Origin of the sequence: Variovorax sp. V15 (genome assembly GCF_041154425.1) — a bacterium.
GTDB classification, from domain to species: domain Bacteria; phylum Pseudomonadota; class Gammaproteobacteria; order Burkholderiales; family Burkholderiaceae_C; genus Variovorax; species Variovorax guangxiensis.
In genome coordinates this window covers 3,409,700-3,427,756 of sequence record NZ_AP028659.1, presented here as the reverse complement: position 1 = coordinate 3,427,756, position 18,057 = coordinate 3,409,700, and the positions used below count along the sequence as shown (strand labels likewise).

Below are 18,057 nucleotides of genomic sequence, written 5' to 3'. Positions count from 1 at the left end.
ACGGGCGAGGCGCCTAGCGGCGGGCCGTGTCGCGGGCGAGGTTGACGACCTGGGCGGCCGGCAGGATCAGGCTGAACACGCGGCTCCAGCTCACCAGCGGCACGCGGTCGACGTACACCACGTCGCGCGGCTGCAGCTCGAAGCGGTCGGCCAGCGCGAGCGCCACCGGGTTCTTCGCGTTGAGGTTGAAGACCTGCTGCACGTCCAGGTTGTCGGGCGAGTTGCGCACCACGTAGATCTGGCCGGGGTCGGAGGTCGCGAGGTCGGGCCCGCCTGCATCGCCGAGCGCCTCGTTCAGGCTCAGCCGGCCGTTGTTGCGCATCTGCAGCGCCGACGGCGCGCGCACCTCGCCCATCACGTAGACGCGGCTGTCCTCGCGGGTGCCGACGTTCACGATGTCGCCGTTGCGCAGCGGAATGCTGTTGGGGTCGGCGCCCATCGCCTGGAGCATCGGCAGGTTGATGACCGTCGAGACTCCGCCGCGCGTGAGCGTGACGTTCGCGCGATCGCCGGCCTGGGTGAAGCTGCCGGCGCGGCTGATGGCCTCCGACAGCGTCATCGGCACGTCGGTGAAGATCTGCAGCCCTGGCGTGCGCACCTCGCCCTGCACGTAGGCGCGCTGGCTGCGGAAGGACTGGATGCGCACCGTCACCTGCGGGTCCTTGATGAAGGACTTGATGCGCTGCGCGATCAGCTCCGACGCGCCGCTCTCGGTCAGGCCCTGCACCTTGGTGCGCCCGATGTACGGAAAGAAGATCTCGCCCTTGGCGTCGACGATGAAGCCGGGCGCCACGGTCACGCCCGTCGGGTCCGACTGCTGCGCGATCACCGCGCCGGCGTTCGGCAGCAGCTCGGGGTGGTCGTACACGATGATGCCCACCACGTCGCCCGGCCCGATGGTGTAGACCGGTGCCGCGGTGAACAGGCGCTTGATGTTCTCGGGCACGCCCTTGGGCCGCTGCGCGATCTGCGTGCGGATCAGGTCGGGCGTGATCGGGATGATCTGTCCGGTGCTGCCCGAGGCCGTGCTGTCGCCGTTGGCGCGGGTGAAGCCCAGCGGTGCCACCGAGCCGAATCCCGGAGCGCAGCCTGCGAGCATCACCAGCCAGATCGAGGCCAGCATGGCCAGCCCGAACCATCGCAGCCGTGCCTGCGCTGGCGTCCGGGCCAGGACCGCGGACGGTTGCGTTCCGCGTGCTTGTGTCGCTGGATCGTGGCGTTGCATGGTGATCTCCTTGACGGCTGGTTGTGGCGGGTGGTGCAAGGCGTGAATGAATGGTTCGGCGTGGAGCTCTGTCAGAGCGCGGCCCAGGTGGTCATGGCCGGTTCGGGGCTGGCGGGTGCCCGGCTGCTGCCCTGGCTGCGGCGCTCGGTGCCGCCGGCCAGGCAGCGCTCGGCGACCCAGTCGCCCACGCTGCGCAGGAAGAGCTGCTGGCCTCTCGCGGTGCACACGGTGTGATCGACCTCGCCGAGGAACTCGTATTGCAGCCCCTGCGCGAAGGGCTTGCGGGCGAAGGCGCCGAGCTGGTCGCGGCCGCGGTCGCACACGTGCAGCGAGCCCGAATACAGCAGCTGCATCGCCACGTTGCGCTCGGCAAGGCGCTGCAGCGCAGCGCCGAACCAGATCGCGTTGGCCTCGGGCGCGCGCCTTTCAGCGAAGAAGCCCGGCAGGGGCGTGGTCGAGTGGCTGCGCAGAAAGTGCCGCTGCAGCCAGCGCCTGGCCTTGCCCGGAAAGGACGGGTGCGCGGGCGCGGCCAGCGCGCGGCGCAGGTTGCGCTCCAGCCGCGCGCGCAGCTCGGGAAAGGCGAATCCGTCGAACAGCGACAGCCCCACCACGCGCCGGTCGGCCAGAGCGGCCGACATGGCGTGCTCCACGCCCGAGCACATGCCCACGATCACGAACTGGTTCACGCCCAGCGTGCGCTGCGCGGCGTCCATGGCCGCCTTCAGGCTGTGCACCGCGCGCGCATGCAGGTCGGGCGAGGTGGCCAGCGCGTCGCTGTCGCCGATGCCGCCCAGGTCGAAGCGCAGGCTGCCCACGCCGCGCGCGGCCAGCAGGTGCGCCAGCTTCACGTTGATGCGGCGCGGCCCCACCCGGTGGTTGGCGCCCATGTTGAACATGAGGCAGGCGGTGCCGCCGCGCGCCGGCCGCGCAGGCAGCGTGAGCATGCCCATCAGCGCGTCGCCGGGCCCGAACTGCAGCGGGGCCTGGGCGATGGCGCCCGGAAGCGTCGTGGTCGGGTCATTCATGAAGAGCACCCTGCAGGCGGTTGAGCGCATCGGCCGGGACCATCGCGCTGTTGGGATAGGGGTCGGAGGTCCAGTCGAGCTGGTGGCTGAAGTACGCGAGGCGCACCGGCATGTGGCGCGACTGCTGGTCGGCCGCCCACTGGGCGGTGCGCTCGTCGTCGGGGCCGGCGAGCACCAGCGTGTCGTGCAGCGCGGTGAGCGGCAGCGACTCGGGCACCAGCGCCGCCAGCTGCGCGCGCAGCGCGGGCGAGAGCAGGGTGCCCAGCGCCTCCTCGGGCATCGCCTCGGGCTCCTGCAGCAGGCTTCGGCGCCACGCCAGGTCGGGAATGCAGAAGGTGGTGTCGATGGCGGCCACGTGTTGCTCGCGCAGCAGCCGCGCATAGCTGCGCCCGTCGATCACCGGCTCCCACAGCACCAGCCGCACGGGGTCGCAGCGCCCGCCGCGCGCCGCCAGCACCGCCACGGTGGCACCGAGCCGCGCGCCGATCCACACGATGGAAGCGCCGGGCGCGCGCCGCCGCAGCTCTTCGTGCGCCGAGCAGAGGTCGCGGCGCCAGCCGTCGAGCTCACCCTCGACTTCCTCGCCCGGAGAATCGCCAGAGCCGTAGAAGTCGAAGCGCAGCGTGGCAATGCCCGAGCGCGAGAGCCGCTCGGCCAGCACCTTGAAGAAGCGGTGGGTGCGCAGGCCCTCCTGCCCGAAGGGCGGGCACAGCAGCACGGCGGTGTTGCCGCCGGCGCTGTCTTCCTCGGCGGGATGGAACACGCCGAAGAGCTGCCGCGAGGCCGGCCCGAACATGATCGGCTTCAGGTGGCTCATGCGTGCGCCTCCAGCAGGCGGCCCGAGTGGCTGGCGTTGCCGGCGCGCGCCTCCGTCTGCCGCCATTCGGCGATGGAACCCACGCAGTCCATCCGCTCGGGCGCCGGGCCCAGCAGCAGCCAGAGGATGCGGCCCGCCACCGCAAGCTCCACGCTGCGGCAGTCGGGCTCCAGGCCCACTTCGAAACTCTGCGACGACACCAGCAGCCCCACGCCGATGGCCTTCAGGCAGGCCTCCTTGCGGGTCCAGCAGGTCAGGAAGGCGCGGTCGCGTTCCTGCGCGGGCAGGGCGGCCAGCGCTTCCTGCTCGCGGCGGGTGAAATGCTCGGCCGCGAGCACCGCCGCGTCGGGCACCGGGCGCAGCAGCTCGATGTCGGCGCCCAGCGGGCCGCGCCCGCCGATGGCGATCAGCGCCAGCCCCTGGCTGTGGCTCAGCGAGAACTGCGTGCGCGCATGGCCGGTGAGCGACGGCTTGCCGAAGGAGCCCTTCGACAGATGCAGCTCGGCGTGCTGCAGGCCGGTGTACTCGCTCAGCGCCTGGCGCAGCGCGAGGTGCGAGGCCACGTAGCGCTGGCGGTCCACCGGCGAGCGGAAGCTCTCGGCGCGCTCGCGTTCCTCGTCGGAGAGAACCTGCTGCGACGGAAGGCCCGCGAACCTGTCCAGGTCGACGTACAGGCACAGCGGCACGTCGATGGAAAGCGGCTGGGGGGAATGGCCGGCCATGCTCATCACCCCTTGCGCAGCCAGCCGCCGAGGGCGCCGAGCAGTCCGCCGCGCTGCTGCTGATGCTGCTGGGCGTGCGCGGCCGTGCCGGCGGCGAGCTCGGCGAGGTCCGAGGGCACGCCCCCGGCCGCGACGCGCGGCGACGAGGCGATCTGCCCGAGGTTCTCGAACAGGTAGCGGCGCGGCTCCACGCGGTGGCCCAGCGTCAGGGCCGCCTGCTGCACGGCGCGCAGCACCAGAAGCGAGTCGCCGCCGAGGTCGAAGAAGTTGTCGCCGGCGCGGATGTCGGCCACGTCGATGCCGATCACCTCGGCCCAGATGCGGGCGAGCTGCGCCTGCTCGGGCTCGAGCTGGCTCTGCTTCGCCCTGGCCGCGCCGCCGTTGCCGTCGACGGCGCCGTCGACGGTACCGTTAGCGGCGGCGGCCTTGCCCGGATCGGCGGCCGCCATCTTGCGCAGGTAGGCGGCGCTGGTCGACATCTCGGGGTCGGTGATCCGCTCCAGCGTGGCGCCCGGCTCCTCGGCCACGCGGCGCAGCACTTCGAGGTAGCGCTCGCGCAGCTGGGCGCCGGTCTCGCGCAGGTAGACGTCGGCGTTGTAGATCAGCGCGCCTTCCAGGCCGTGCGGCTTGTCCATCAGCCACACGCCGATGTCGTCGGTGGCGCCGTGCTGCATCACGTGCACCTGGCGGGTCTGCAGGCTGCCGACCGAGCGGGCGCGCTCGCGGGCGTCCTGGAACGAGAACATCGACTGGTAGGGCCCGGAGGTCTTGATCTGCCCCGCGTAGCCCGGCTCGGCCATCAGGCGCTCGAAGGGCACCTGCTGGTTGTTCATCATCGACAGCAGCTCCTGCTTCACGTAGCGCATGAAGGCCGGCAGCGCGAGCGAGCGGTCGATGGTGAGCGACACCGGCAGCACGTTGTTGAAGAAGCCCATCACGTCTTCGGTCTCGGCCTGCTGGCGCCCACGCACCGGGTTGGCGATGACGATGGCGTCGTTGCCGGTCACCTGGGCCATGGTCAGCGCGTACACGCCGAAGGTCAGCATGCTCAGCGTCACGTCCATGTCGCGCGCGATCTCGCGCAGGCGCTGCGTGCTCTGCAGGTCGATGTGGATCCAGTGCGCGCCGCCCTGGCCGCTCTTGCCGGCGCGCCGGGGCATGTCGGTCACCGGCGGGCGCACGGCCTTCGCGCCTTCGAGGCGGCCGCGCCAGAAGGCGAGCTGCTCCTCGCAGGCAGGCCCGGCCAGCCACTTCTCCAGCCACTGGGCGTAGTCCCCCTGGGTGGTGGAGAGCGCGGGCAGGTTGTGCGGTCGGCCGCGCTCGGCCGCGTCGTACAGGGCCGAAAGCTCGCGCTGCATCAGGTCGAAGGACCAACCGTCCCAGATCAGATGGTGCGGAACGAAAAGGAAGACGTGCTCGTTGTCGTCGAGCTGGAACAGCGTCGCATGCATCATCGGCGCGCTGTGGATGTCGATGGGCCGGTCCGCCAGCTCCTGCATGCGCTCGGCCAGTTCGGCCTCGCGCTGGTCGGCGGGCAGGCCGCGCAGGTCCACCAGCGGCAGCGTGAATTCCGCTGACTCCGAAATCACCTGCACCGGCCTGCCGCTTCCCGCGTCGATGCCGATGTGGGTGCGCAGCGAGGGCTGGCGGCGGATGATCTCGCGCCACACGTTCTCGAATCGTGCCGCGTCGAGCTGCCCGGTGAGCCGCTGCGCAGAGGGCGCGTTGTAGACCGAACGGCCGGGGTGCAGCTGCTCCATGAAGCGGATGCGCTCCTGCGCCATGGTCAGCGGCGCGGTGGTGCGCCCGATGCTGCGGCCGATGGGCGCCTGCAGCCCCACGCCCGCGCCCTGCAGCGCCTGGATGGACGCCGCCAGCTTCCCGGCCGTGGGGGACTCGAACAGGGTGCGCAACGGCACCGTCACCTGGAACTCGCGGCTCAGCAGCGTGGTGAGCCGCGCGGCCAGCAGCGAATGGCCGCCCATGGTGAAGAAGTCGTCGTGCATGTCCAGCCCGGGCAGGCTCAGCACCTTCTCCATCAGCGCGAGCACCTTGCGCTCATGCTCGTTGCAGGGGCCGGCGCCGCGGCGCACCTCGTCTCGTGGCACCGCCTGCGGAGCCGGCAGCGAGACGCGGTCGATCTTCCCGTTGGCCAGCTTGGGCAGTACATCCATCGTCACCACGTGCTGCGGCAGCATGAAGGCCGGCAGGTGCTTGCGCAGGTGCACCATCAGCGTCTCGAGGTCGAAGCCCGCGCCCTGCTTTAGCGCGAGGTAGGCCACCAGGCGCACGTCACCGGGGTTGTCCTCGCGGGCGATCACCACCGCGCGCGAGACGCCCTCGACCTCGCAGCAGCGCACCTCGATCTCGCCGGGCTCGATGCGGTAGCCGCGCACCTTCACCTGGAAGTCGAGCCGGCCGAGGTGGTCGAGCAGGCCGTCGTTGCGCCAGCGGCCGCGGTCGCCGGAGCGGTACACCTTCTTGGGCGTGCCGAAGATGCGCACCGTGACGAAGCGCTCGGCGGTCAGCTCGGGGCGGTCGAGGTAGCCCAGCGACACGCCTTCGCCCGCGATGCAGATCTCGCCCGGCACGCCGATGGGGCAGGGCTGCAGGTCGGCGTCAAGGATCCAGATCTCGGTGTTGTCCACCGGCCTGCCGATGGAGACGCCGCGCGAGGCGATCTCCTCGGGGCGCACATGCCAGGCGGTGGAATACACGGTGGTCTCGGTCGGCCCGTAGCCGTTCCACAGTCCTTCCATGCGTTCGCACAGCGCCAGCGCCATGCTCGGGCGCAGTGCCTCGCCGCCAGTCCAGCCACGAAAGCCCGGCGCACCGCCGGCCCACTGGGCATCGAGCAGCAGCTGCCACATGCCGGGCGTGGCCTGCAGCAGGGTGATCTGCTCCTCGTCGAGCGTGCGCGACAGGCGCGTGCCGTCCATCGCGACCTCGCGCTTGACCATCACCAGCTCGGCGCCCGCCGCCAGCGGCAGCAGCAGATCGGGCACGGCCATGTCGAAGGACAGGGTGGTGACCGCCGCGATGCGGTCGTGCGGCCCGACGCTGGATTCGCGCTGCATCCACTGCAGCAGGTGCGCCACGCCGCGGTGATGGGCGATGACGCCCTTGGGCAGCCCGGTCGAGCCCGAGGTGTAGATGATGTACGAGGCGTCTTCGGGGCCGGGGTCGTCCGCGCTCGGCGGCAGCGGCTCGCCGGAGAGCTGGCGCCAGTTGTCGCGGTCGATCTCGAAGATGCGCGCGCCCGCGTCGGCACGCCAGTCGCGCGGCGCGACCGCGATGTCCGACGAGGTCAGCATCAGGCTGAGGCTGGCGTCGGTGGCGTAGTGGTCGAGCCGGGCCTGGGGGAAGGCGGTGTCCAGCGGCACGTAGGAGGCGCCCGCCTTGAGCACGCCCAGCATCGCGACCACCATTTCCAGGCTGCGCTCCAGGCACAGGCCCACGCGCTGGCCGCGGCCCACGCCACGTGCGCGCAGGGCGCGTGCGAGGCGGTTGGACAGCGCGTCGAGCTCGCCGTAGCTGCAGCTCCTGGCGCCGTCGCGCACCGCGGGGCTGTCGGGCTGCATCGGCACGCGTGCGAGGAAGCCCGCATGCGCCAGCGGCGCGCCGACCAGCGGAACGCGCGCCGGCTGCAGCGCGATGAGCTCGCGCGCGGCTTCGGCCGACAGCACCTCCAGCCGGCCGACGGTCTCGTCGGGCCTGTGTGAGGCCGACTGCAGCACGCACTCGAACATGTCGAGCCAGCGCTGCACGCTCACCTCGTCGAAGAGGTCGGTGTTGTATTGGGCCTCGACCATCAGGCCACCTTCGTGCGGGCGCAGGTTGGCGAAGAGCTCGAAGTTCTCGTAGCGGCGGGCGATGGTGTCCTGCACCACGTCCAGCGTGGTGAAGGCCTGGGCGCTGCTGGCCACGTCGGGGTCGACGTTGAAGGCCACGCTCACCAGCGGCAGCCGGCTCGGATCGCGCTCCAGCGAGAGCTGTCCCAGCAGCGCGCCATAGGTGAGCGCCTGGTGGTCGAAGGCGTCGAGCACGGCGGTGCTGCACTCGTCCATCAGCGCGTCGAAGCGCATGCCGGCGTGCGCGGCGATGCGCAGCGGCAGCAGGTTCACGCAATGGCCAACCAGGCCCGGCATGTCGTGCGCGAGCTGGCCCGAAGCCGGGATGCCCACCACGATGTCGTCCTGCCCCGTGAGGCGGTGCAGCGTCGCCACGAAGCCGCTGAGCAGGCCGGTGAAGAGGCTGATGCCGGCCTTGGTGCTGGCCGAGCGCACGGCGGCGACCAGCCGCCTGTCGAGCAGCCGCTCGGCGCGGCGCGAGTTGAAGGTGCGCGCGGCCGGACGCGGGCGGTCCATCGGAAGGTCGAGCACCGGCAGCGGGCTGCCGGGGAAGCGGCCGAGCCAGTAGTCGATGTGCGCCTGCATGTCGGGGTGCGCGGCGGCGGCGGCTTCCTCGGCGGCGAAGTCGGAGAAGAGCGGCGCGGCCTTCAGCTTCAGCCCGGTACCGGTTTCCTCGGCGTAGAGATGGCCCAACTGCTCGGTGATGACGGCCCACGACCAGCCGTCGCACACCACGTGGTGCGCCGACATCACCAGCTCGTGATCGGTCTCGCCGAGCCGGTAGAGCGCGGCGCGGAAGAGCGGACCGTGCTCCAGCGAGAAGGGCGTGCACACGGCCTCGTCGTGCGCATCGCTCAATGCCAGCGCGCGGGCCTCGGGCTCCAGTCCGGCCAGGTCGTGCTCGGCCATCGGGCTACCGCCCGCGTGGCTCACCAGCATGCAGGTGCCGTCGGGCGAGACCGTGGAGCGCAGGGCCTGGTGGCGTTCCAGCAGCCGGGCCATGGAGCGCGAGAGCGCCGGGCGGTCGAGCTCGCCGCGCAGGCGCAGCACCACCGATTCGTTGTAGGCCATGGAGGCCTCGGAACCCAGCGTCGCGCCGAGCCAGACTTCGCGCTGCGATTCCGTGGTCGGAATGATGCACTCGACGGCACCACCGCTCGCGGCGGGCTTGAGGACGGCGTTCATGCTGCGACCTTTCCGTTGACGTGTTGCTGGCTGGCAGCGGCCGCGTCGGGCACGTACCAGAACGGCTGGCCGTCGATGTCGCGGGCCAGCACGGAGCCTTCCTCGGCCGGCTTGTGCCGGTCGAAGGCGGCGACGGGGACGGCGCGGCGCGGCAGGAAGCCGGATTCCTGCATCTCGGCGACCGATTCCTTGAAGGCGCGCTGGATGAAGGCGATGTCCTCGGCGCTGTGCGCGCTGGTGAGGAAGCACGGGAAGTTGTCCAGGATGTGGACCCCGCGGCTGCGCATCATGGCGAACAGCAGGTCCTGCAGCGGATGGTCTTCGAGCCAGCTCACGCGCCACAGCGACGCGAAGTGCCGAATCTCCACCGGCGCGCCCACCTCCTTGCACCAGCCGGTGAGCTCCGCGGCCATGGCGGCGGTGCTCGTGTTGAGCCCCGACTGCAGCGCAGGCCCCGCTTCCTTCAGGTGCACGAGCGAGGCCTTGGCGGCCGCGAGCGCGAGCGGATGGCGCACGAAAGTGCCCGCGAAGTAGGTCACGCCCACGCCGGGAATGGAGTCGTCGCCGTACTGCCAGGCGCCTCCGTCGAGCGCGTCCATGAACTCGCGCTTGCCGGCGATCACGCCGACCGGGAAGCCGCCGCCGATCACCTTGCCGTAGGTGGCCAGGTCGGCGCGCACGCCGAAGAACTCCTGCGCGCCGCCCAGCGCGGTGCGGAAACCCGTGATGACCTCGTCGAAGATCAGGCAGCAGCCGTTCTTCGCGGTGATCTCGCGCAACTCGTGCAGGAACTCGCGCGGCTGGAAGTCGGGCCGGCGGCTCTGCACCGGCTCGGCCAGCACGGCGGCGAGGTCGCCCGCGTTCTCGCGGATGAATTCCAGCGCCTCGGGCGTGCCGTAGTCGAGCACGCGGATGTCGCCGAACATGCCGCTCATCACGCCCGGAGCAGCCGAGAGCCCCTTGCCGCCCTTGCCGGCGCGCACCAGCACTTCGTCGAAGGTGCCGTGGTAGGAGCCGGTGAACACCACCACCGTGCTGCGGCCGGTGACGGTGCGCGCGATGCGCAGCGCCGCCATCACGGCCTCGGAGCCGGTGTTGCACAGGCCCGCGCGATCGTTGCCGGTGAGCTCGCACACCAGCGCCGTCACCTCGGCGGCCAGCGGATGCTGCGGGCCGATCTCGTAGCCCGCGTCGAGCTGGCGGCGCACCGCGTCGAGCACGAAGTCGGGCTGCCAGCCGAACATGTTCATGCCGAAGCCGTTGAGCGCGTCGACGTATTCGTTGCCGTCGAGGTCCCACATCTTCGAGCCCTTGGAGCGCTCGATGACGATCTGGTAGGTGATCTCCTTCGTGATCGGCCGGAAGCCGTTGACCACGCGCGGATCGGCCATGTGCGCCCGGTTGGCCTCGGTGAATTCCTTGCTCTTGCGCGTGCGCTCCACGTAGCGGCGGATGAAGGCCGCCAGCCGCGCCTTCTGCCGGCCGCTGGGCTCGGCGGTGCGCTGGGTGTGGATGCGGGCGATGGCGCCGAAGGCCTTGCTCACGTCGTAGCGCACGGGTTGGGCGGGTTCTTCGGTGGTTGCGACGGGGGCGGCCGGCGTTGCCGGTGCCGCAGCCACGGGTGTCGCCTGTGTCGCCTGCGCCGGCATCACCGGTTGCAGCGTCACCAGCGGCGCAGCGGGAACCGCGCCCGACAGCAGCGCGAGCTGCTGCCGCATCAATTCCATCTGTTGCGAAATCAGCTGCGGCAACTGGGTCTCGCCCATGGCGACGCTGCCTTGCATCGGCATGTAGACCGGCATCGGCACGGGCTGCGGCTGCGGCATTGCCCGCGATACGGAGACCGCGCTTTCGACTGGCGCAGCCACCGGGGCAACCGCTGCAGCAACCGGCGCGGGCGCCGCTTCGGGCGGCAGGCTCTCGCGCAGGAAGGCGGAAAGCGCGTCGAAGCTGCGGTAGTTCTCCATCAGCTGGCGGAAGCTGACGGCGACCTTGAAGTGCTTCTTGATCTGCGTGGCCGCCTGCGTCAGCGTGAGCGAATCGAGGCCGAGCTCACCGAAGGGCGCCTGTCCCTCGGCCTGCGCCATGTCGAGGCCGGAGATGTCCTCGAACAGGGCGCGCAGGCGCGTGTCGATGGGCGACGCGTTTGGTGGAGGAAGAGGCGAGGGCGTAGCAGCGGTCACGATCGGCTCCAGGGCAATGGGTGGGACGACGACGGCGGCGGCGACGGGCGCAGCCGCGACAGATGGGGTCACGGAAGAAGAGGCGGCTGGGGCGATGTCGACCCAGCAGCGCTTGCGCTCGAAAGGCGTGGTGGGCAGGCGCACGCGCTGCGCGCCGGCACGGGCGGTCAGGCGCGAGAGTTCGACCTCGGCGCCGCAGGTCCACAGGCGCGCGAGCGCGAGGCGCAGGGTGCGGGCCTCGCCGGCATCGCCGCCGGGCTCCATGTGCAGCAACGGCACGACGCTGCCCGCGCCGGCGCCGTGCTGGCGAACCAGCGTGGCGAGCGTGTTGCGCGGGCCGGCCTCCACGAAAAGCGGGTTCTGCACCTGCGCCATCGCGCTGCGCACCGCCGGCGAGAAGCGCACGGTGCCGCGCAGGTGGCGGGCCCAGTAGGCCGGGCTGGTGGCATCGGCGTCCCCGAGCGGCTGGCCTGTAAGGGTCGAGAAGATCGGAATCTGCGGCGCGCGCAGCGCCACCTTGGCCACCAGCGCCTCGAAGGGCGCGACGGCCGGGTCCATCATGGCCGAGTGGAAGGCGTGCGAGGTTTGCAGCGCGCGGCTGGGAATGCCGTCGGCTTCCAGCGCGGCCTGCAGCGCAGCAATGTCCTCGAAGGGGCCGGCGGCGACGCAGGCGGTGGGGCCGTTCTCGGCGGCGAGCGAAAGATTCGGTCCGAGGCGGCCGGCGAGATCGGCCGCGCCCATGCGCACCGACAGCATCGCGCCCGCGGGCTGCGCCTGCATGAGCGCGCCGCGGCGGGCGACCAGCCGCGCGGCGTCCTCGAGCCGCATCACGCCGGCGATCACGGCCGCGACGAATTCGCCGACGCTGTGGCCGATCAGCGCATGCGGCCGTGCGCCCAATGCCAGGAGCCGGCGGGCCAGCGCGTATTCGAGCGTGAAGATCGCCGGCTGCGTGGCGGCGGTAGGTGCCAGCGCCTGCGGGTCGTCGCAGAACATGCGATCGCGCAGGTCGAAATCGGTCGCGCCGGCGAAGGCGGCCATGCAGTCGTCGAAGGCCGCGGCGAACACCGGGTCGTTCGCATGGAGGTTGCGGCCCATGCCGGCGTACTGCGCGCCCTGTCCGGGAAACATCAGCACGAGCTGCTGCGCGCGCTGGGCGGCGCGGCCGCTGGTGCCGCCCGGCGCGGCGGCATCGCGCAGCGCCGCCACCGCTTCGGCAGTACTGCCGGCCACGACCGCGCGGCGGAAGGCGTGGGCCTTGCGGCCTACCGCGAGGGTGTGGGCCACGTCGGCGAGCGACAGCTCGGGCCGGGCTTCGAGATGCGCGGCGAGCTGGCCGGCGGCCACGCCGAGCGCGGCCTCGGAGCGTGCCGAGAGCAGCAGCACCTGGTCGCCCACGGCCGGAGGGGAGGCCGGGCGCGGCGGCGCTTCCTCGACGATGACGTGAGCGTTGGTACCGCCCACGCCGAAGGAGCTGACACCCGCGCGGCGCGGCTGTTGCGTGCGCGGCCATTCCTGCAGGCTCGCGGTGACGTGGAAGGGCGTGCGCGCGAAGTCGATCGCCGGGTTCGGCGCGCTGAAATGCACCGTCGGTGGAATCTGCTCGTGGTGCAGCGCCAGCGCCGTCTTGATGAGGCCCGCCGCGCCCGCCGCCGTGACCATGTGGCCCACGTTGCTCTTGAGCGAACCGAGCGTGCAGAAGCCCAGTGCGTCGGTGTGCTCGGCATAGGCGCAGGCCAGCGCCTCCACTTCCACCGGGTCGCCCATCGGCGTGGCGGTGCCGTGCGCTTCCACGTAGGAGATGCTGCGCGCGTCCACGTCGGCGGCCGCCAGCGCTGCGCGGATGACGGCCGCCTGGCCGTCGACGCTGGGCGCGGTGAAGCTGGCCTTGGCGCCGCCGTCGTTGTTCACGCAGGCGCTGCGCAGCACGGCATAGATGGTGTCGCCGTCGGCCTGCGCATCGGCCAGCCGCTTGAGCAGTACCACGGCCGCGCCGTCGCTGAAGACGGTGCCCCGGGCCTGCGCGTCGAAGCTGCGCGTGTGGCCGTCGGGCGAGAGCATCGAGCCCTCGTTGTAGAGATAGCCGCTGCGCGGCGGGCAGGTGACCGATGCGCCGCCGGCCAGCGCCATGTAGCACTGGCCCGTGCGCAGCGCGTGGAAGGCATGGGCCACCGCCACCAGCGAGGTCGAGCAGGCGGTGTGCACGCTGACGGCCGGACCCGTGAGGTTGAGCCGGTTCGCCACCCGCGTGGTGATGTAGTCCTTCTCGTTGGCCAGCATCACCTGGAACTCGCCCACCGGCTCCACCAGGTCGGGCCGGGTGCTCACGTGGCGCTGGAAGTAGGTGGCGTTGTACATGCCGGCGTACACGCCCACCGGGCCCGGCGCCGCGTCGGGCACGTAGCCGGCGCGCTCCAGCGCCTCCCAGCAGATCTCGAGGAACACGCGCTGCTGCGGGTCCATGAGCTGCGCTTCCTTCGGGCCGATGCCGAAGAAGGCGGCGTCGAAGTCCTCGATGCCGTCGATCACGCCGCGGGCGCGCACGTAGGCCGGGTCGCTGCGCAGCGCTTCGGAGATGCCGGCGTCGAGCGAGGCGTCGTCGAAGAAGCTGATCGTGTCGCGGCCGGCGACGAGGTTGTCCCAGAACTGCTCCACGTCGGCCGCGCCGGGAAAGCGCCCGGCGGTGGCGATCAGCGCCACGGCGTCTTCAGGATGGGGGGCCGCTGCGGTCGGTCGATCCTTGGAACCGGCCGCAGCGGCCGTGGCGGGCTGATCGCTCGCCGGCTGCATCCGCGCGCCCATCGCTTTTGGCGTGGGGTTGCGGAAGAAAAGATTGGCCGACAGCGGCACCGCCGAGTCCTGCCGCAGGTCGGCCAGCACCTGCAGCACGAGCAGCGAATCGCCGCCGAGGTCGAAGAAGTTGTCGTTGCGTCCGACCTTCGCGATGCGCAGTGCGCGCGCGAAGGCATCGCACACGCGCTGCTCGACGGCGTCGCGCGCTTCCTCGAAAGGCTGGGCAAGCTCGGGGCGTTCGCCGGCCGGATCGGGCAGTGCCTTGCGGTCGAGCTTGCCGTTGGGGGTGACGGGCAACCGGGCGAGCCACACCTGCGCCGAGGGCACCATCGCCGCCGGCAGGCGCTCGGTGAGGTGGGCGCGCAGGGCGTCCCACGAAAGCCGCTCTTGCGCAGAGCGCGAAACCAGGTAGGCGACAAGGCGCAGCTGCCCGTTTTCGTCGGGCCGGGCGACCACGGCGCACGACTGGATGGCCGGGTGCGCGAGGATCGCTGCCTCGACTTCGCCGGTCTCGATGCGGTGGCCGTGGATCTTCACCTGGCCGTCGCGGCGGCCGATGAATTCGATGGTGCCGTCGGGCAGCCAGCGCGCGAGGTCGCCGGTGCGGTAGAGCCGCTCGCCAGGGGCGCCGAAGGGGTCGGGCACGAAGCGCTCGGCGCTGAGCGCGGGCTGCCGAAGGTAGCCGCGCGCCAGCCCGTGGCCGCCGATGCAGAGCTCGCCCACGAAGCCGGTCGGCAGCAGCGCCATCGATGGGCTCAGCACGCGCAGCACGGTGTCCTTGATCGGACGGCCGAGCGGAATGGAGCGCAGGCCCTCGGGCAATGGCGCGGCGATGCGGTGCGTGGCTGCGAAGGTGGTGCACTCGGTGGGGCCGTAGCCGTTGCTCAGCGTGAGCTGCGGCAGTGCGGCGAGCGCGCGCCGCACGTGCGGCACCGAGAGCGCCTCGCCGCCGGTGAACAGGTGGCGCAGGCCGGCGAGGTGCGCCGGGTCGTCGTCGACCACCGCATTGAAGAGCGCGGCCGTCAGCCATGCGGTGTGCACGCCGTGGCGCTCGATGGTGCGGGCCAGGCCCGCGCCGGTGGGCACGCGCTCGTCATGGATGACGCAGCAGCCTCCATTGAGCAGCGGTCCCCATATCTCGAGCGTGGCCGCGTCGAAGCCCAGCGGTGCCGCGTGCAGCATCGCGAGGCCCGGGGCGAGGTCGACGTAGTCCACGCCCACCACCAGCCGCAGGATCGAGCGATGGCAGATCTCGATGCCCTTGGGCGTGCCCGTGGAGCCCGAGGTGTACATGACATAGGCCACCGATTCCGCATCGATGGCCTGCGGATTCCATGAACTCCGGTTTTGCTTGTCTTGCTGCTCGTCGACCAGAAAAACGCCGTGATGAGGGGGGACGAGGTGGCGGTGCTCCCGCGTGGCGAGCACGCGGTGCGCACCGGCCTCGGCAAGCATGTAGGCGATACGCTCGGCCGGGTAGTCCGTGGGCACGGGCACATAGGCGCCGCCGGCCTTGAGGATGGCGAGCTGGGCGACGATGGCCGGCATCGAGCGGTCGAGCAGCATGCCCACGCTGTCGCCTGCCTGGACGCCGAGGCTTTGCAGATGCCGGGCGAGGTCGCTGGAGCTGCGGTCGAGTTCGCCGTAGCTCATGCGTGCGTCGCCCTGGGCGATGGCGATGGCGTCGGGGGATGCCGCTGCCTGGCGGGCGAACATCGCGGGCACGGTCAGGGCCGGGTCCACCGGGGTGAGGGCGGTGTTCCAGCCTTCGAGCTGATCGGCTCGGTCGGCTTGAGGCTGGGTGCGGATGTCGCTCAGGGCTGCGTCCGGGCGCTCGATCAGGTCATGGGCTGTGTCGGCGAGGGCTGCGAGCAGCTGGTCGATCGCCGCCGGGTCCATCAGGCTCGCGGCCGCGTCCATGTGAAGTGAGACGGTGGTTGCGTCGAGGCGCAGGCGCACGGGGGCGTCGGCGTCTTCCGTTGGGACCGAGCGGCGGATGCCGTCCAGTTCGGCGAGCCAGGCGCTTGCAGCCCTGGCTGCGTCGACCTCGACGGCGACGGGCCCATGCACGGCCCGCGGGCTTCCGAGCCAGCGCGACTGCAGCAGCAGCCATGCGGCCACGAAGGGTGTGTCGGGCAGCTGGCCGCTGGCGGCGAGCCAGCGTGTCCAGTCGCGCGCGAGGATTGGGGAGAGCGTCGCCGATCCAGCGTGGCGGCCGGTGAGGCCGTTCGAATTGGATCGCGGCACGAACAGGTCTTCCAGAGAGAGCTCCGGAGCGCCTTGCATCGCCTGCGAAACAGTTTGAATTTCCACGTAAATATCCCAAAAGAAATACGGCGAAAGCAATCAGGCGAATGGAAAATCCATTCGCCTAATTGAAAGAGCAGGAGATGGTCCGCGCTTTTTTCGTGTCTTCATCCTAGGGTGTTTGCAACTGCCGATGTGGGGACTTAAGGCTTAAGTTACAACTGGATAAAGTTATTTCTAAAACGTACTACCCGATTCGTCCCGGACGGGGTAACTGATGCGCCGTTCGCGGTGAAAAGGGTGCCGGACGACGCTCTCCGGGCATCGGGGAAGCCCGGTAGAAGCAAGGTACTCAAGGGGAGATTCAGGGGGAATCAGGGGCCGAAGCGCTGCGGCGGGCGCATGAGGGGTGGTCTGGACGATGCCTCCAGGCGGGCCGGCGAACCATGCGGAAACCGCACCGGAAAAGTCGTCGAAAAATGAAACATCCTCCCGGTGCAGACTGTTTTTAATTGGCAGAGGCTGTAACCGTATAAAAGATATTCAAACAAAACCTGAAAATTGAAAAAGGCGTTGGAAATTGGGCGAGGCCGGAGAATCCAGCTTGCAGGGATTGCAATGAATTTCGCGACATCCCATTACCCGGTGTAGTTCCATGGCGCCGGAACCGCTTTCCCAAATTGGCTTTTCAGGCAATTCGCCACCGTTGCCAGGACCGCTGTCGAATGAGCGGCCCGCATCGAAAAAGCCCCGAAGCCACCGGAGCGGCCCGCGACTGCTGTTAGCCTTCGCGCATTCTTCGAGCGCGGTTCCGGGGCACCCGGCAGCGCGCAATCCAGGTTGTGCAGGAAGGAATCCGGTGGTGGTTGTGACAGGAAGGAACTGGCGCGCGGGCGCTGTGCTCGCGGCGGCATTGGTGGTGGCGGCATGCTCCACGTCTCCCAAGGCGCCAGTGGCGGGGCCGGGCGAATACGTCGTCCAGCCGGGCGACACGCTCTATCGCATCGCGTCGAGGGCAGGGCGCTCGCCCGGCGACATCGCGCGCTGGAACAATCTCCAGGACCCCGACAAGCTCGAAGCGGGCCAGGTGCTGCGCGTGGTTCCTCCGGGCGGCGCCGGCTCGTCGGAGCCGCCGCCGAGCCGCGAACGGCCCGAGCGCCCCGAGCGTCCTGAACGCGCGGAGCGCCCCCGGCCGCCGCGAGCCTCGGCACCGGAACCGGTCGCGCCGCCCGCATCCCGCCGCAGCGACTGGACCTGGCCCTCGCAGGGCCCGGTGATCGCGGGCTTCAACGGCACCAGCAGCAAGGGCGTGGACATCGGCGGCAGCCTCGGCGACCCGGTGGCGTCCATCGGAGCGGGCAAGGTGGCGGTGACCGAAACGCTGCGCGGCTACGGCAGCGTGGTGATGGTCGACCACGGCGGTTCATATATGTCGGTCTACACCAACCTGCGCGCCGTGCAGGTCAAGCAGGGCCAGCAGGTGAAGCAGGGCCAGAAGCTCGCCGAGATCGGCAGCTCCGACGGCGCACGCGCGCGCCTGCACTTCGAGATCCGCTACCGCGGCAACGCTGTCGATCCGCGCCAGTACCTGCCGGCGAAGTGAGCTGAAGCGAGTCGTCCGGCCGGAGGCGGTGAGCGATCTCTGGCGAACGGCATCCCCCGAATTGGCGATATCGCGATGCCTGCGAAGTGATCAGACTCCCGCTGATTCTTGAAAAGGGGCGGCGATGGAACTCGTGCACTGGATGTTCGTCATTCTCGGCATCGCGCTGGCTCTGACCACGCAGTGGCTGCTCCTTGCCCCCTTCAGCCTCGAGTGGCGGCCGCTGCGCGAGCAGATCGCCGAGCAGGTCACCCAGTCGGCCGCGCTGCTGCAGGAGTGCTCGGCCGGGGCCGACTCCCAGGCCTGATCTGATCCGTCCGCCCCGCACGGTGTCGGCACCGCGGACGATCGTGCGCGCCCTCTAAGATGCTCGCTGTTCGGGACCGACCCGGACGATGCAGACGCG

The 18,057-nt window shown here is 70.7% G+C and carries 8 protein-coding genes; 2 read left to right on the top strand and 6 right to left on the bottom strand.

Annotated features, from left to right (window positions below; genetic code table 11):
• Positions 1 to 13: 13 nt before the first annotated feature.
• The 6 genes from ACAM57_RS16160 to ACAM57_RS16135 all read right to left on the bottom strand — a co-directional run bounded on the left by ACAM57_RS16160 (position 14) and on the right by ACAM57_RS16135 (position 16,087).
• Positions 14 to 1,225, bottom strand: coding sequence for a polysaccharide biosynthesis/export family protein (locus ACAM57_RS16160; protein ID WP_369662364.1), 1,212 nt, complete (start codon positions 1,223 to 1,225; stop codon positions 14 to 16).
• A 71-nt stretch (positions 1,226 to 1,296) separates the two neighbouring features.
• On the bottom strand, positions 1,297 to 2,250 hold the full coding sequence (locus ACAM57_RS16155) for a hypothetical protein (RefSeq protein ID WP_369662363.1): 954 nt from the start codon (positions 2,248 to 2,250) through the stop codon (positions 1,297 to 1,299).
• The gene (locus tag ACAM57_RS16150; protein ID WP_369662362.1) at positions 2,243 to 3,067 is read right to left on the bottom strand and encodes an alpha/beta hydrolase; all 825 of its coding nucleotides are present in this window, start codon (positions 3,065 to 3,067) and stop codon (positions 2,243 to 2,245) included. Before ACAM57_RS16150 ends, ACAM57_RS16155 begins: the two co-directional genes overlap by 8 nt.
• On the bottom strand, positions 3,064 to 3,789 hold the full coding sequence (locus tag ACAM57_RS16145; RefSeq protein WP_369662361.1) for a 4'-phosphopantetheinyl transferase superfamily protein: 726 nt from the start codon (positions 3,787 to 3,789) through the stop codon (positions 3,064 to 3,066). The genes ACAM57_RS16150 and ACAM57_RS16145 overlap by 4 nt, the downstream gene beginning before the upstream one ends.
• Before the next feature lie 5 nt (positions 3,790 to 3,794).
• Positions 3,795 to 8,825: an amino acid adenylation domain-containing protein gene (locus ACAM57_RS16140; protein ID WP_369662360.1), complete on the bottom strand. Its 5,031-nt coding sequence runs from the start codon at positions 8,823 to 8,825 to the stop codon at positions 3,795 to 3,797.
• Complete coding sequence (locus ACAM57_RS16135) at positions 8,822 to 16,087, bottom strand: amino acid adenylation domain-containing protein (protein ID WP_369662359.1); 7,266 nt, start codon at positions 16,085 to 16,087, stop codon at positions 8,822 to 8,824. The genes ACAM57_RS16140 and ACAM57_RS16135 overlap by 4 nt, the downstream gene beginning before the upstream one ends.
• A gap of 823 nt (positions 16,088 to 16,910) precedes the next feature.
• Here ACAM57_RS16135 and ACAM57_RS16130 point away from each other — a divergent pair.
• Positions 16,911 to 17,651, top strand: coding sequence for a peptidoglycan DD-metalloendopeptidase family protein (locus tag ACAM57_RS16130; protein ID WP_311737011.1), 741 nt, complete (start codon positions 16,911 to 16,913; stop codon positions 17,649 to 17,651).
• A 124-nt stretch (positions 17,652 to 17,775) separates the two neighbouring features.
• Positions 17,776 to 17,958 (top strand): hypothetical protein, encoded by a 183-nt coding sequence (locus ACAM57_RS16125; RefSeq protein WP_369662358.1) that lies wholly within the window; start codon positions 17,776 to 17,778, stop codon positions 17,956 to 17,958.
• Positions 17,959 to 18,057 lie beyond the last annotated feature (99 nt).

Excerpts from the sequence above, each read along its gene's own strand:
- ACAM57_RS16160 (WP_369662364.1), bottom strand. The coding sequence starts at position 1,225 with ATGCAACGCCACGATCCAGCGACACAAGCACGCGGAACGCAACCGTCC.
- ACAM57_RS16140 (WP_369662360.1), bottom strand. The coding sequence starts at position 8,825 with ATGAACGCCGTCCTCAAGCCCGCCGCGAGCGGTGGTGCCGTCGAGTGC.
- ACAM57_RS16155 (WP_369662363.1), bottom strand. The coding sequence starts at position 2,250 with ATGAATGACCCGACCACGACGCTTCCGGGCGCCATCGCCCAGGCCCCG.
- ACAM57_RS16145 (WP_369662361.1), bottom strand. The coding sequence starts at position 3,789 with ATGGCCGGCCATTCCCCCCAGCCGCTTTCCATCGACGTGCCGCTGTGC.
- ACAM57_RS16135 (WP_369662359.1), bottom strand. The coding sequence starts at position 16,087 with ATGCAAGGCGCTCCGGAGCTCTCTCTGGAAGACCTGTTCGTGCCGCGA.
- ACAM57_RS16125 (WP_369662358.1), top strand. The coding sequence starts at position 17,776 with ATGGAACTCGTGCACTGGATGTTCGTCATTCTCGGCATCGCGCTGGCT.
- ACAM57_RS16150 (WP_369662362.1), bottom strand. The coding sequence starts at position 3,067 with ATGAGCCACCTGAAGCCGATCATGTTCGGGCCGGCCTCGCGGCAGCTC.